Below are 14,977 nucleotides of genomic sequence, written 5' to 3'. Positions count from 1 at the left end.
TTGGGAACAACAGGCTAGAACCCGCCGCATGAACGCTCCGACCAAACAAGTCACCTTCACCCTTTCGGCCACCGACGGCATGGCGCGGCGGGGTCGCATCGATACGCCGCGCGGCGATATCCAGACCCCGGCCTTCATGCCGGTGGGCACGGCCGGCACTGTCAAAGCGATGTATCCAGAACAGGTGCGCGAGACCGGCGCCGATATCCTGCTCGGTAACACCTATCACCTGATGCTGCGGCCGGGCGCCGAGCGCGTGGCCAGCCAGGGCGGGCTGCATGATTTCATGGATTGGCAGCGGCCGATCCTGACCGACAGCGGGGGCTTCCAGGTCATGTCACTGGCGCAGTTGCGCAAGCTGACCGAAAAGGGCGTGACCTTCCGGTCGCATATCGACGGATCGAGCCATGAGCTGACACCGGAGCGCTCCATCGAAATCCAGACCCTGCTGGACAGCGACATCATCATGCAGCTCGACGAATGTCTGAAGCTGCCGGCCGAGCGCAAGGAGATGGAGCGCGCCATGGAGCTGTCGCTCCGTTGGGCTGACCGCTCCAAGACCGCGTTCAACAACCAGCTCAACCGGGCGCTGTTCGGCATCGTGCAGGGCGGCGATGATACTGAATTGCGGGCCAAATCGGCCGCCGGGCTGCGCTCCATCGGCTTCGACGGCTATGCGGTGGGCGGGCTGGCGGTGGGCGAGCCGCAGGAGGTGATGTTCCGGGTGATCGAGGAGATCACGCCCGAGCTACCGGAGGACCGGCCGCGCTATCTGATGGGCGTGGGCAAGCCCGACGACATCCTGGGCGCCATCGGCCGCGGCATCGACATGTTCGATTGCGTGCATCCGACGCGGGCCGGCCGGCATGGCCATGTCTATACGCGCTTCGGCGTCATCAACCTGAAGAATGCCCGGCATAGGGATGACCACAGGCCGATCGACGAGGCCTCGCCCAACCCCAATTGCCGGCGCTGGAGCCGGGCCTATCTGCACCATCTCGTTAAGACAGAAGAGATTTTGGGCGCAATGATCCTTTCGCAGATCAACCTGGCCTATTATCAAGAGCTGGTGCAGGGCTGCCGGGGCGCAATCGAGGGCGGCCGGTTCAACGAATTTGCGGCAGAGACGCGCGCGGCCTGGGCCGCCGGCGACCTGCCGGTCATCTGATGGAAGGTTCCGACATGGCAAAGGCTGGACGCAAGGCGAGTTTTGCTAGCCTCGACAAGCACAGGAAGCGCCTCGAAGAGCAGCCGATGCGCGTGCAGTTCGCCGTCGATCCGAACCGCTTCAAGCGTTATTCGGCTGATGGCGCCGGTGTGCTGCTCGACTATTCGAAGAACCGCATCGACGAAGCTGTGATGGCTGCCCTGTTCGACCTGGCGCGCGCTGCCGGGGTCGAGGAGCGCCGCGACCAGATGTGCGAGGGCGAGCATATCAACAGCACCGAAGACCGCGCCGTGATGCACATGGCGCTGCGCTACCAGGGCGACAAGCCGGTGCCGGTCGATGGCAAGGATGTGATGCCTGACGTGCGCGGCGTGTTGGCCGCCATCGAGACCTACACAAATGCGGTTCGAACAGGCGAAATCCGCAGCCATGGCGGCGAGCAATTCACCGACGTGGTCAATATCGGCATTGGCGGCTCGGACCTCGGGCCGGCCATGGTGACGCTGGCGCTGGCGCCCTATACGCGGCCCGACCTGCGCGCGCATTACGTCTCGAACGTCGATGGCGCCCATATCCACGATACGCTGAAAGGCCTCGATCCGAAAAAGACGCTGTTCATCGTCGCCTCGAAGACCTTCACCACCGACGAGACCATGACCAATGCGGGCTCGGCACGGAAGTGGATTGCGGAGGCTTTGGGCGAGGAGGCTGTGCCGAACCACTTCGTGGCCGTTTCCACCAACATCCCAGCCTGCGCCGCATTCGGCATTCGCGAAGACCGCATTTTCGGCTTCTGGGACTGGGTCGGCGGGCGCTATTCGGTGTGGTCGGCCATCGGCCTGCCCATTGCGCTGGCCGTGGGCTACGACAATTTCGCCAAATTCCTCGCCGGTGCCGACGCCATGGACCGGCATTTCCTCTCGGCGCCGCTGGAGGATAACCTGCCCGTCATCATGGGCCTGCTCGGCGTATGGTATCGCAATGTCTGGGGTTTTTCGACCCATGCGGTGATCCCCTATGACCAGCGGCTGGGCCGGTTCCCGGCCTATCTGCAGCAGCAGGACATGGAATCGAACGGCAAATCGGTGACGCTGTCAGGCAAGCCGGTTGGCTGGTCGACCGGCCCCATTGTCTGGGGCGAGCCGGGCACCAATGGCCAGCATGCCTTCTTCCAGCTCATCCACCAGGGCACCGACGTCATCCCGGTCGATTTCCTGATTGCCGCCAAGCCGCATGAAAGCCTGCCGCCACATCACGACAAGCTGGTGGCCAATGCGCTGGCTCAGTCCGAAGCGCTGATGCTCGGCAAGAGCGAGGCCGAAGTGGTGGCCGAGCTCAAGGCGCAGGGCCTCGACAAGGCGGCCATCAAGGAACTGACCCCGCACAAGCTGTTCCCCGGCAACCGCCCGTCCAACACGCTGTTCTATGAGCAACTGACCCCCGAGACCCTGGGATCGCTGGTGGCGCTCTACGAGCACAAGGTGTTCACCCAGGGCGTGATCTGGAACGTCAATTCCTACGACCAATGGGGCGTGGAACTGGGCAAGCAGCTCGCCAAGGCGCTGCTGCCCAAGGTTGAAGGCAAAGAGAGCGGGGAGGGGCATGACAGCTCCACCCAGGGCCTGCTGGCATATTATCTGGAACACAAGTGACTATCACAACCGAAGAACAGCTCGAGAAGCTCAAGGCCATCGGCCGCATCTGCGCCATTACCCGCGACGCCATGGCTTCGGCCATGCGGGTGGGCATGACCACGGGTGAACTCGACGAGATCGGGGCGAAACTGCTGGCCGAACATGGCGCGCGGTCGGCGCCCGTCGTGACCTATGACTTTCCGGGTGCCACCTGCATTTCGGTGAACGAGGAAATCGCCCACGGCATTCCCGGCGAACGGGTGCTGCGCGAAGGCGACCTGGTCAATATCGACGTCTCGGCGGAAAAGGACGGCGTCTTTGCCGATTGCGGCGCCTCCTTCGTGCTGGGCGAGGGCGACAAGCGGCTCGATGCTTTGTGCCGCGACGGCAAGAAGGCGATGTGGGCCGGTATCCGCGTGGTCAAGGCCGGCGCGCCCCTTGCCGATATCGGCGAGGCTATCGGCAAATTCGCCAAGAAGGGCGGCTATACGCTGATCCGCAACCTGGCCAGCCACGGCGTGGGTGACAGCCTGCATGACGAGCCGGGCGAAATCGCCACCTGGCCGGACAAGTCCGATCGTCGCCGCATGACCAATGGCCTGGTTTTCACCATCGAGCCGTTTTTGTCGCTGGGCGGCAAGATGGCTGACCAGAAGTCGGATGACGACGAATGGACGCTGGTGGCACGGCCGAGCGCCCCCTGCGTGCAGTATGAGCATACGGTCGTGGCGACGCCGCGCGGGGCGGTTGTGGTGACGCTGGCAGCGTGAGATTTCACCTCTGACGGCGGCACGCCCTCGTGGTTCGAGGCGCTGAAGAAGCGCACCTCACCATGAGGGCTACTTTGAGCTCAGCACTTCCGGTAGTCCTCATGGTGAGGTGCGAGCCCTTGCGAGCCTCGAACCACGAGGGCGTGGCACTGCGCTGGAACCTACAACCACACCAGCAGCAGCGGCCCGATCACCACCATGCCCACGGCCACAACGAAGCGCAGGTTGCCGAGCCGGCGCAGGTTCTGCACGCTGAGCAAGCTGGACAGCACGAGGAACACCGCCAGCGCGACGAAGACCGGGGTCAGCGGTGTCAGCGAGAAGGCAGTGCCTTCCGTCAGTTGCAGATAGACCATATGCCCGCCGACAAAGCCCAGCAGGGCGGTAATGACAACGGCCACCGCCTTGGACGTGATCAGCAGCGCCAGGTCGATCGTGTTGCTGGCGATGAGCAAGGCCAGGCCGGCCGCCGTGACATGGGCCGCCGCCAGTGTCGTGAACAGACGGTTATCGGCCAAAAGCGGCACCATTTCCGGCGGCGCATTGAGCGGCAGGGCTCCCACCATGGGCAGGTTGGCGCCATATTGGGCCAGCAGCAGGATCACATAGAGCATGACCAGCGTGCCGACCGCGAAAGTCAGCGCGGTAGCCACCAGCACCTTGAGCAGATCAGTAAAATCCTGGGACAAAGCGGCAGCCGATCAGAAGTTGGGAATGGTATGCCGGGAGGGGGTCGAACCCTCGACCATTCGATTAAAAGTCGAATGCTCTACCACTGAGCTACCGGCACGCACCACGTCTGACGCTGCTGGCGTCGCGGCGGAACATAGCGGCGCATCTTCGACTGTCAACCGGAAACGCAGCATGGCTAATAGGCCAGGGGCGTTCCGGTGAACGGCATGGGCAGGCACGATACCGAGAGGCGCTCGAGCCGGGCACATAGCGCGGTCGCCTCCGAAAGCTGGGTTATGGGGCCGACCACGATCCGCTGGTGGTTGCTGCCGGCCTCGTCGACCAGGAGCGGCGCCAGCCCAAACAGCAGTGGACCGAGTTTCATGGAAAGGTCGCGCCAGGCGTCCGGCGCCGCCTCGAAGGCAATGGCCGGGCCGAGGGCGATGCCGAATTGCCGCTCATTGGGCATGGGAATGGCCGCGACCTGTTCGACCGGCGCGGGCAGGGGCTGTTCGCCGGCAACGACGGGCCTGGCCTCGGCCATGGGTTGCTGGCGCACCACCACCGAGCCGCCCTCGGCCTGATAGACCAGAGCCGGATCCTGGCCGATTGCGGCGGTGAGATTGTTGCGGTCGATATTGCCGCCACCGGGCAGGGTTTCGAGCAGGCGCGGCAGGCTGACCTCGAGCGCACCGACGCGCCGCGTGATGTCATTGCCCTGTTGTTCTTCGAGCGCGAAGCGGGCGGTCAGCATGCCGGTCTCGCGCTTGAGGCGGAGCTGCTCCTCACGCAATTCGGCAAACTGGAGCCGCAACTGATCGACCGAAGCGCCCTCTATGCGGGTCTTGTGCAGCCCTGCCAGCACATCGTGTGGCATGAGCGCGGAGACATTGGACCCCATGACGGCAATGCCGGACAGCACCAGCGCAACGATGCCCCAGGTGGTGACGTCCGATTGCCGGAATTGTTCCGATGCTTTAGCCAAAGCCGCTATCCTGCAGGCGCAGTCGAATCAGGCGCTGCGCCAGCATCAACCATGGGGCCGTCATTATGTGTTCGCCAACGGTTGTGTGCCATAATCTTGTGAAAATGCGGCTCGAAAAGACCGCGCGCCGGAGAAACCCTCATGACTGAGCTGCTGTCGATCATTCTTGCTGCGGGCGAGGGCACGCGCATGCGGTCGGCGGTGCCCAAAGTGCTGCATCCCGTGGGAGGAATGCCGATCATCGGGCATGTGGCGCGTGCGGCGCGCGAAGCCGGCTCGACGCAGATCGCGCTGGTGACCGGGCCCAGGCATGACGCCATCCGCAAGGCGGTGACGGCCCTGCATCCGGACGTGGTGCATTTCGAGCAGACCGAGGCCAAGGGCACGGCCCATGCCGCCTCCATGGCGCGCGACCTGTTCAGCAAGGCCAAGGGCTATGTTGCCGTGGTCTATGGCGACCACCCGCTGCTGCGCGGCATCAACTTCCGCGCCGTGCTCGACCGACTGGATGCGGGACTGGATGTGGCCATTCTCGGTTTCGAGCCCAAGGACCCGAGCGGCTATGGCCGCTTCATCACCGATGGCGACACGCTGCTGGCCATTCGCGAGCACAAGGACGCGACCGAAGACGAGCGGCGCATCCGGTTGTGCAATGCCTGTATCCTCGCCTTCCGGGCGGACGTGTTCCGCGACCTTATCGACAAGGTCGAGACCAATAATGCGCAAAGCGAATATTATCTGACCGACCTGGTCGGGCTGGCCAATGCGGCCGGCAAGAAGGTTGGCTATGGGCTGGCGCCGGAAAATGACGTGATGGGCGTCAATGACCGCAGCCAACTGGCCCGCGCCGAAGGCCTGTTCCAGGAGGTGCGGCGCGAGGACTTCATGAAGGCCGGCGTGACGCTCAAGGATCCCAAAAGCGTCTGGTTCTCCTACGATACCGAGATTGCCCACGACGTGACGGTGGAACCCAATGTGGTGTTCGGGCCGGGGGTGAAGATCGAGGAAGGCGCGGTGATCCATGCCTTCAGCCATATCGAGGGCGCCCATGTGGGCCGCAATGCCTCGGTAGGGCCCTTCGCGCGGCTGCGGCCGGAGGCCAATCTGGGCGAAGGCGCCAAGGTGGGCAATTTCGTCGAGATCAAGAAGGCCGAGATCGGCAAGGGCGCCAAGGTGAGCCACCTGACCTATATCGGCGACGCCAGCATCGGCGCCGAGGTCAATATCGGCGCCGGTGTCATCACCGTGAACTATGATGGCTACAACAAGCATCGCACCGTGGTCGGCGACGGCGCCTTCATCGGCTCCAATGCCTCGCTGGTGGCGCCGGTGACGGTGGGCGCGGGGGCTTTGGTGGCCAGCGGCAGCGTCATCACCGAGGATGTGGAAGTCGATGCGCTGGCGCTCGGTCGCGCGCGGCAGGTGGAAAAGCCGGGACGAGCCAAGGAAATCTTCGCCGCTGCGGCAGCCAGGAAGCAGGCAAAGAAGGACAAGTAGCATGTGCGGAATTGTCGGCATCGTCGGCAGCGAACCCGTTGCGGTTCGCCTCGTGGATGCGCTCAAGCGCCTCGAATATCGCGGCTATGACAGCGCTGGCGTCGCCACGCTGGAAGAGGGCGGCATTTCCCGCCGCCGGGCCGAGGGCAAGCTGGGCAACCTGGCGCAGAAGCTGAGCTTCGAGCCGTTGGCCGGTCGTATCGGCATCGGCCATACCCGCTGGGCTACCCATGGCGCGCCGACCGAGCAGAATGCCCACCCTCATGCCACCGACCGCGTGGCCGTGGTGCATAACGGCATTATCGAGAATTACCGCGACATGCTGGCCGACCTGGCCAAAGACGGCTACCTGCCCAAGACGCAGACCGATACCGAGGCCGTCGCCCTGTGGGTGACGCGGGAACTGGCCAATGGCGCCGACCCCGAACTGGCCGTGGCGCGGACGCTCAAGCATCTCAAGGGTGCCTTCGCGCTGGCCTTCCTGTTCAAGGGCGAGGAGGGCCTGCTGATCGCCGCCCGGCATGGCGCGCCTTTGGCCATCGGCTATGGCACGGCCGAGATGTATCTGGGCTCCGACGCCATGGCGCTGGCCCCGTTCACCTCGCGCCTGACCTATCTCGAAGACGGCGACTGGGCTGTCATCACCCATCAGGGCGTGACCATCCGCGATGGCAAGGATGCCATCGTGCAGCGCGAGCTGCAGGTGTCGCAGGCCTCGGCTTTGCTGGTGGACAAGGGCAACCACCGCCATTTCATGGCCAAGGAAATCTACGAACAGCCCGAAACCATCTCGCATACGCTGAGCCACTATGTGGATATGGGCGCCGAAAAGGTCGCCATCCGCGAGGCTCTGCCCTTCGACTTCGCCGACCTGAGCCGGCTGACCATCAGCGCCTGCGGCACGGCCTATCTGGCTGGCGCCGTTGCGAAATACTGGTTCGAGCGCTATGCGCGGCTGCCGGTCGATATCGATGTGGCGTCCGAATTCCGCTACCGCGAGCCGCCGCTGGAAAAGGGTGGGCTGTCGCTGTTCATCTCGCAGTCGGGCGAGACGGCCGACACTCTGGCCGCCCTGCGCTATTGCGCCGGCCAGGGGCAGCATGTGGCGTCGCTGGTGAATACCCTGGAATCCACCATTGCCCGGGAATCCGGTGTGGTGTTCCCCATTCTCTGCGGACCAGAAATCGGTGTCGCCTCGACCAAGGCGCTGACGGCGCAACTGACGGCATTGGCGAGCCTCGCCATCGCTGCCGGCCGGGCGCGCGGCGTGCTGGATGCGGGCAAGGAGCAGGAATTCGTACAGGCACTGACCAGCTTGCCGGCGGCCGTCTCGCAGGCATTGGCCACCGAAGACCAGATCATGGACATCGCCAAGCGCCTCTCCAAGGCCAAGGACGTGCTCTATCTGGGGCGCGGCCCGATGTTCCCCATCGCCATGGAAGGTGCGCTGAAGCTCAAGGAAATCAGCTACATCCACGCCGAAGGTTATGCAGCAGGTGAACTCAAGCACGGCCCCATCGCCCTTGTCGATGAGGACATGCCGGTCATCGTGGTGGCGCCCTCGGACGAGCTGGTCGACAAGACGCTGTCCAACATGCAGGAGGTGGCGGCGCGCGGCGGCAAGATCATCCTGATCACCGATGCCGAGGGCGCGGAAACCGTCGGGCATGGCGTGGCGGATATCATTGTCATTCCACACGTTTCGAGCTTCGTTGCGCCGATCCTGGCCTGTATTCCCGTGCAGCTACTGGCCTATCATACGGCCGTATTCATGGGCACGGACGTGGATCAGCCGAGGAACCTGGCGAAGTCGGTGACCGTAGAATAATCGCGAACGGGTGGGGCGGGATAAGTTTTCCGCTATCCGGCCCGGATCAGCGGGATCGCCAGGTCTTTCCTGAACAAATACAACAGGGTACGCGCAGCGTCACCCTCCACCCCCGACAGGCCCGGGTTACGCGCGAGGAGCGCCTTGGCTTCGTCATGGGCGTAGTCGAGCAGATGCCGGTGCACGTCCGGGACGGCGAGGCGGTAGCCGGGCATGCCGGATTGCCTGGTGCCGAGCACGTCGCCCTGGCCGCGCAGTTCGAGGTCCTTTTCAGCGATCTCGAAGCCGTCTTCGGTCGATTTTATCGTTTCGAGACGGGCCTTTGCAGTTTCGCTGAGCGGGTCCTTGTAGAGCAAGAGGCAGGCCGAGCGGGCCGAGCCGCGACCGACGCGGCCGCGGAGCTGGTGGAGCTGGGCCAGGCCGAAACGTTCGGCATGTTCGATGATCATGATGGAAGCATTGGGCACGTCGACGCCGACCTCGATAACGGTGGTGGCGACTAGCAGCTTGAGTTCATTGGCGGAAAACCGCTGCATTACCGCCTGCTTGGCGGCGGTACTCATGCGGCCATGCACCAGGGCGACCTGGTCGCCGAAGACTTTTTGCAGTTCGGCAAAGCGATCCTCGGCGGCGACGACGTCGAGATGTTCGCTCTCCTCGACCAAGGGGCAGACCCAGAAGGCCTGGGCACCTTCGGCGAGACGGGCCTGGAGGCGGGTGATGACGCGGTCGTAATCGCCGATGGAAAGAACTGCCGTATCAATGGGTTGGCGGCCGCGCGGCTTTTCGCGGAGCACGCTGACTTCCATGTCGCCGAAATGGGTAAGGACCAGCGTGCGCGGGATGGGCGTGGCGGTCATGACCAGCAGGTCGGTGTGCTTGCCCTTGTCGGAAAGCGCAAGACGCTGGTGGACGCCGAAGCGGTGCTGCTCGTCGACCACGGTGAGGCCAAGATTGTGGAATTCGACGCCGGACTGGAACAGAGCGTGGGTGCCGACGACGATGTCGGTCTCGCCGCTGGCAATGGCCGCGAGCTTGGCGCGGCGCTCGGCGGCGGGCATCTTGCCTGTCAGCAATTCGCAGCCGAGGCCGGCGGAATCGCATAGCGGTTTCAAGGTCTTGAAGTGTTGCGCGGCCAGCAGTTCGGTAGGCGCCATCATGGCGGACTGGGCGCCGCTTTCGGCCATGGCGGCCATGGCCATGAGCGCGACGACGGTCTTGCCGGAGCCCACATCGCCCTGCAGCAGGCGCGACATGCGGTCGGGCGAGGCGAGATCGGCGCGGATTTCACCAATGGCCTGCAACTGTCCCTCTGTGAGGGAAAAGGGTAACACACTGCTAACCTTTGCCGTCACCTTCGAGGTGAAAGTGCGACTGATGCCGCGCGCCGCGACCATGGTCGAGCGGATCAGTTGCAGCGTAAGCTGGCCGGCAAGATATTCATCATAGGCAAGGCGTTGGCGCGCGGGCGCCCAGAGCTCGGCTTCGCCGGGACTGGTCGGCAAATGGACCATGCGCATGGCATCGTCGAAGCTCGGCCAGTTGCGCTCGGCCATTGTATCAGCCGCGATCCATTCGGGGATATCAGGCAGGCCATCCACCACCTGCCGCACCAGCTTGGCCAGAGCCTTGGAACTGAGGCCCTGAGTGAGCGGATAGACCGGCTCGACCAATGGCAGTGTGGCGAACTTGTCAGGTTCGACGATGTAATCGGGATGGGTGATCTGCTTTTCGCCATTGAAGAAGCCGATCTGGCCGGAAACGAAGCGCTCTTCGCCCACGGGCAGGGCTTTTTCCACCCAGCCGCCCTGGGCGCGGAAGAAGACCAGTTGCACATCGCCGGTGTCGTCATGGGCGAAGACGCGGTGCGGGATGTGTTCGCGACCGCGCGGCGGGGGCAGGTGGCGGTCGATATGCAGGCGCAGGGTGACGATCTGGCCCAGATAGGCCTCGGCTATGCCCACCTGCCGGCGCCGGTCGACCACGCCTGACGGCATATGCATGAGAATGTCGAGGGCGATGGCTTCCTGTCCCTCGGGCGCGCCGAAATAGCGCGTCAGCAGCGCGGCCAGCTTGTCGCCGACACCCTTGATGGAATGCAGCGAGCGGAACAGCGGCGAAAGGGCTTCGGGGCGGGACAAAGGCGGTGATTCTCCTCAAGGTGAGGGTGGCACAAGCGCGAAGGCTTTCGAACACCCTGAACGCTCAGTCGTTTTCCTTCCCTCTTGTGGGGAGGGAGGCCGACTGAGAGCCTCGCGCCATTGTCGCTGAACAGGGCGTGCATATAAGCTGTGAATGCTTGAATTTTAGCGAATTCCGCAAGCCGTCATTAGCAGAAATCCGCCACCCCTAGCAGGGTTACGGAGGTCGCCATGGAGCGCGTTTTTACCTGGTTGCTCGCTGCCGGCTATCCGGAGAAGGGCGTGGATTGGCTGCGCCAACGGCGCATGCTGGTGGTGATCGTGCTGGCCTTGCTGAGCTGGGCGCTGTTCATCGGCCTCGCCTGGCTGACACTGAACCTGTTGCTCTAGCGCAGCGGCTGAACCGGCGATTCCCGGGGCTGACACATCGGGCGAATGGGGCTAAACAGGGCGCTCAAATCAACCACCATTCGGAATCATGGCGTCAAATGACAGCCGGTGAAGACATTGCCATGCGCCGCAAGAAGCTGCGCTACCGCGCCTGGCACCGCGGCACCAAGGAAATGGACCTTATTCTGGGGCCCTATGCCGACGCTCATACCGAGGGCATGGACCAGGACAGGCTCGACCGGCTGGAAGCCTTGATGAGCGAGGAAGACCCGCCGCTGCTGACCTGGATCATGGGGCAGGCCGAGCCGCCGCCCCATGTCGACCGGGCGTTCCTCGACGAGGTGATTGCCGACCATTCCGCCCGGCTGGCCAAATGAACGAAATCGTCTCGCAGCGCCCGACGCGCACCATTGCCAATGTGCCTGATGGCATGCAGCCCATGGTGCTGGCGCGTCTGGTGCAGCAGCGCATCGAGGCGGCGCCGGAGGATGCGGCCAGCCTGGTTTTCGTGGCGCGCGACGGGCGGCGGATGCAGCGCATGGCCGACATTCTCGGCGCCATGCTGCCGGGGCACACCATCCTGACGCTGCCCGCCTGGGACAGCCTGCCCTACGACCGGGTGTCGCCCAACAACGTCACCATCGCCGCGCGGATGAATACGCTGGCGGCACTGACATCAGGTGCCAAAGGCGCCGTGGTGCTGACCGCGATCAACGCGCTGATCCAGAAACTGCCGCCGCGTGATGTGGTGGAGACGATGAGTTTTTCGGCGGCGACGGGCCGGATCGTCGATAGTGACAAGCTGATCGCCTGGGCGGCGAACAATGGCTATCTGCGCGTGCCGACCGTGCGCGAGAGCGGCGAATATGCCGTGCGCGGCGGGTTGGTGGACCTGTTCCCGGCGAGCGCCGAGGCGCCCTTGCGTTTCGATTTCTTCGGCAGCCAGCTCGAATCCATCCGCACTTTCGATCCGGACAGCCAGCGCACGACCGGCCAGCTCAAGCGGGTCGACCTGACGCCGATGAGCGAAGTGGTGCTGACCGAGACGACGATCCGGCGGTTCCGGCAGAATTATACCGCGGCATTCGGAGGCAATACGGTCGACGACACGCTCTATGCCTCGGTCAGCGGCGGGTCGCGTTATTCGGGCACAGAGCATTGGCTGCCGTTTTTCTACGAGCATCTCGATACGCTGGCCGACTATGTCGGTGACGCGCCATTCGTGTTCGACGAGCAGTCCGTGGATGCCTATGCCGAGCGGGTGACGCAGGTGCGCGACTATTACGAGGCGCGCGAAACGGCGCGGCTGGCACCTGTGGTTGCCGGGGCAGGGGCGCCCTACAAGCCGATCAAGCCGGAACTGCTCTATGAGGTAGACGCGCATCCCTATGCGCTGGCAGGGGCCTCGGTGATCCAGCTCAGCCAGTTCATGGCGCCGGAAACCCGGGCGAATGACGATGCCGGCGGGCATATCGCCCCCAGCTTTGCCGCCGAGCGGCAAGCGACCGACACCAACCTGTTCCAGGCGGTGGTGGACCGGCTTTTGGCCGAGCGGCGGGCGGGCCGGCGGGCCATCGTCGCCTGCTGGAGCACGGGTACGCGCGACCGCATGGTGCAGGTGCTCAAAGACCATGGCCTGACCAATCCGCGGCTGGCGGAAAACTGGCGCGATGCCGAGACGACGAGCGCCGCGACCACGTCGCTGGTGGTACTGCCGCTGGAGACCGGCTTCGAGACCAAGGACCTGCTGGTCCTGTCCGAGCAGGATATCCTCGGCGAACGCATCCTGCGGCCGCAGCGCAAGAAGAAGGCCAGCGATGCGCTGACCGAGGCGGCTTCGCTGTCGGCTGGCGACCTGGTGGTGCATGTCGATCACGGTATCGGCCGCTTCATCGGGCTCAAGGTGATCGAGGCGGGCGGGGCGCCGCATGAATGCGTCGAGCTGGAATATGGCGGCGACACCAAGCTCTACCTACCGGTGGAAAATATCGAGCTGCTGACCCGCTATGGCAGCGACGACGGCAATGTGACGCTCGACAAGCTGGGCGGCGTGGCCTGGCAGGCCAAAAAGGGCAAGCTCAAGAAGCGCATCCGCGAAATGGCGGAGCAGCTCATCAAGATCGCGGCGGCGCGGTTGCTGACGCGGGCCGATGTGGTCGAGATCAATCCGGGCGCCTATGACGAATTCGCCGCGCGTTTCCCCTATGAGGAAACCGAGGACCAGATGGCCGCCATCGAGGCGGTGTTCGACGACGTGACCTCGGGCCGCGTCATGGACCGACTGGTCTGCGGCGATGTGGGCTTCGGCAAGACGGAAGTGGCCCTGCGCGCGGCCTTTGCCGTGGCGCTGTCAGGCAAGCAGGTGGCGGTCGTGGTGCCGACGACCTTGCTGTCGCGGCAGCATTTCAAGACCTTCGCGGAACGCTTCAAGGGGCTGCCGGTGCGGGTGCGACAGGCGTCGCGCATGGTGCCGGCGGCCGAACTCAAGGCGACCAAGGACGGGCTGGCCGACGGGCAGGTCGACATCGTGGTCGGCACGCATGCGCTGCTCAGCAAAACCATCAGGTTCAAGGACCTGGGCCTTCTGATCATCGACGAAGAGCAGCATTTCGGCGTGGGCCACAAGGAGCGCCTCAAGGAGCTCAAGGCCAATGTGCATGTGCTGACGCTGACGGCGACGCCGATTCCACGCACGCTGCAACTGGCGCTGACCGGGGTGCGCGACCTGAGCCTGCTGGCGACGCCGCCGGTGGACCGGCTGGCCATCCGCACCTTCATTTCGCCCTTCGATGCCCTGTCGGTGCGCGAGGCCCTGCTGCGCGAAAAATATCGCGGCGGGCAGAGCTTTTATGTGGTGCCGCGCATCAAGGACCAGCACGAGATCGCCGATTTTCTCAAGGCGCAGGTGCCCGAAGTCAGCTTCGTCGTGGCCAATGGGCAGATGGCGCCGGGCGAGCTCGACGACATCATGAATGCCTTCTACGACAACAAGTTCGACGTGCTGGTGGCGACGACGATCGTGGAATCGGGGCTCGACATTCCCAATGCCAATACGCTGATCGTGCATCGGGCCGACCATTTCGGGCTGGCGCAGTTGTACCAGATCCGCGGGCGCATCGGCCGGGCCAAGGCGCGCGCCTATGCCCTGTTCACCGTGCCACCTGACAGAAAATTGACCGACACGGCCGAGCGGCGGCTGGGTGTGCTGCAATCGCTGGAAAGCCTGGGGGCAGGATTCCAGCTCGCCAGCCACGACCTCGACATTCGCGGGGCCGGGAACCTGCTGGGCGATGAGCAATCGGGCCATATCCGCGAAGTGGGCTACGAGCTTTACCAGGCCATGCTGGAAGAAGCGGTGGCCAACCTCAAGAGCGGCGAGGAGGAATACGAGGATCGCAACGAGTGGAGCCCGCAGATTTCGCTGGGCATGCCTGTCATGATCCCCGAGCATTATGTGCCCGACCTGCAATTGCGCATGCAGCTCTACCGCCGTCTGGGCGATTTGACCGATATCCGCGATATCGACGCCGCTGGCGCAGAATTGATCGACCGCTTCGGGCCGCTGCCGGAAGAGGTCGAAGCGCTGCTCAAGGTGATCCTGGTCAAAGCCTTGTGCCGGCAGGCCAATGTCGAAAAAGTCGATGCCGGACCGAAGGGCGCGGTGATCTCGCTGCGCAACAACGAATTCCCCAATCCGACCGCTCTGGTGCGGTTGGTAAGCGACCCGGCCAACCAGGTTCGCATCAAACCCGATCAGAAACTCGTGTTCGCCCGCAACTGGCCGACGCCCAATGATCGCCTCAAGGGGGCGGCCGCAATCCTGTCGCGCCTAGCAAAACTGGCAGAAAATGCGTCGTGACCGGCATGCATCAACCCTGTCCTGCCATAATGC

11 protein-coding genes and 1 tRNA gene are annotated in these 14,977 nt (G+C 64.1%); 8 read left to right on the top strand and 4 right to left on the bottom strand.

Going from position 1 to position 14,977, the window contains the following annotated elements; genetic code table 11:
- The first annotated feature begins 28 nt into the window (after positions 1 to 28).
- From tgt to map, 3 genes are read left to right on the top strand one after another with little or no spacing between them, the layout of a single operon-like run.
- Complete coding sequence (gene tgt / locus NVV79_RS15960) at positions 29 to 1,168, top strand: tRNA guanosine(34) transglycosylase Tgt (protein WP_303991362.1); 1,140 nt, start codon at positions 29 to 31, stop codon at positions 1,166 to 1,168.
- A gap of 14 nt (positions 1,169 to 1,182) precedes the next feature.
- Positions 1,183 to 2,820 carry a glucose-6-phosphate isomerase gene (gene pgi, locus NVV79_RS15955; RefSeq protein WP_303991361.1) on the top strand — a complete coding sequence of 546 codons (1,638 nt, stop codon included), beginning with the start codon at positions 1,183 to 1,185 and terminating at the stop codon, positions 2,818 to 2,820.
- Entirely contained in the window at positions 2,817 to 3,572 is a 756-nt protein-coding gene (gene map / locus NVV79_RS15950; RefSeq protein WP_303991360.1) for a type I methionyl aminopeptidase, read from the top strand. Before pgi ends, map begins: the two co-directional genes overlap by 4 nt.
- A 161-nt stretch (positions 3,573 to 3,733) precedes the next feature.
- Here the strand turns inward: map and NVV79_RS15945 are convergent, their stop codons facing one another.
- The 3 genes from NVV79_RS15945 to NVV79_RS15935 all read right to left on the bottom strand — a co-directional run bounded on the left by NVV79_RS15945 (position 3,734) and on the right by NVV79_RS15935 (position 5,229).
- Complete coding sequence (locus NVV79_RS15945; protein WP_303991359.1) at positions 3,734 to 4,261, bottom strand: hypothetical protein; 528 nt, start codon at positions 4,259 to 4,261, stop codon at positions 3,734 to 3,736.
- A 26-nt stretch (positions 4,262 to 4,287) separates the two neighbouring features.
- Positions 4,288 to 4,362 (bottom strand) — tRNA-Lys (locus NVV79_RS15940).
- Positions 4,363 to 4,440: 78 nt separating this feature from the next.
- Positions 4,441 to 5,229, bottom strand: a complete 789-nt coding sequence (locus NVV79_RS15935; protein WP_303991358.1) for a hypothetical protein — start codon at positions 5,227 to 5,229, stop codon at positions 4,441 to 4,443.
- 141 nt (positions 5,230 to 5,370) lie between these two features.
- On the opposite strand from NVV79_RS15935, the gene glmU reads away from it, so the two are divergent.
- The gene (gene glmU, locus NVV79_RS15930; RefSeq protein ID WP_303991357.1) at positions 5,371 to 6,726 is read left to right on the top strand and encodes a bifunctional UDP-N-acetylglucosamine diphosphorylase/glucosamine-1-phosphate N-acetyltransferase GlmU; all 1,356 of its coding nucleotides are present in this window, start codon (positions 5,371 to 5,373) and stop codon (positions 6,724 to 6,726) included.
- A 1-nt stretch (position 6,727) separates the two neighbouring features.
- Complete coding sequence (gene glmS, locus NVV79_RS15925) at positions 6,728 to 8,554, top strand: glutamine--fructose-6-phosphate transaminase (isomerizing) (protein ID WP_303991356.1); 1,827 nt, start codon at positions 6,728 to 6,730, stop codon at positions 8,552 to 8,554.
- Positions 8,555 to 8,586: 32 nt separating this feature from the next.
- Here the strand turns inward: glmS and recG are convergent, their stop codons facing one another.
- Complete coding sequence (gene recG, locus NVV79_RS15920; protein ID WP_303991355.1) at positions 8,587 to 10,695, bottom strand: ATP-dependent DNA helicase RecG; 2,109 nt, start codon at positions 10,693 to 10,695, stop codon at positions 8,587 to 8,589.
- A gap of 231 nt (positions 10,696 to 10,926) precedes the next feature.
- Between recG and NVV79_RS15915 the strand changes: the two genes are divergently transcribed.
- The 3 genes from NVV79_RS15915 (at position 10,927) to mfd (ending at position 14,944) form a co-directional block, all read left to right on the top strand.
- The gene (locus tag NVV79_RS15915; RefSeq protein WP_303991354.1) at positions 10,927 to 11,085 is read left to right on the top strand and encodes a hypothetical protein; all 159 of its coding nucleotides are present in this window, start codon (positions 10,927 to 10,929) and stop codon (positions 11,083 to 11,085) included.
- A 98-nt stretch (positions 11,086 to 11,183) separates the two neighbouring features.
- Positions 11,184 to 11,462 (top strand): succinate dehydrogenase assembly factor 2, encoded by a 279-nt coding sequence (locus tag NVV79_RS15910; protein ID WP_303991353.1) that lies wholly within the window; start codon positions 11,184 to 11,186, stop codon positions 11,460 to 11,462.
- A complete protein-coding gene (gene mfd / locus NVV79_RS15905) occupies positions 11,459 to 14,944 on the top strand; it encodes a transcription-repair coupling factor (RefSeq protein ID WP_303991352.1) in 3,486 nt (1,161 codons plus the stop codon). Before NVV79_RS15910 ends, mfd begins: the two co-directional genes overlap by 4 nt.
- Positions 14,945 to 14,977: the final 33 nt, after the last annotated feature.

It is taken from the genome of Devosia ginsengisoli (assembly GCF_024707105.1).
In the GTDB taxonomy this organism is placed as follows: domain Bacteria; phylum Pseudomonadota; class Alphaproteobacteria; order Rhizobiales; family Devosiaceae; genus Devosia; species Devosia ginsengisoli_A.
This window is presented reverse-complemented; position numbering and strand designations above follow the sequence as displayed.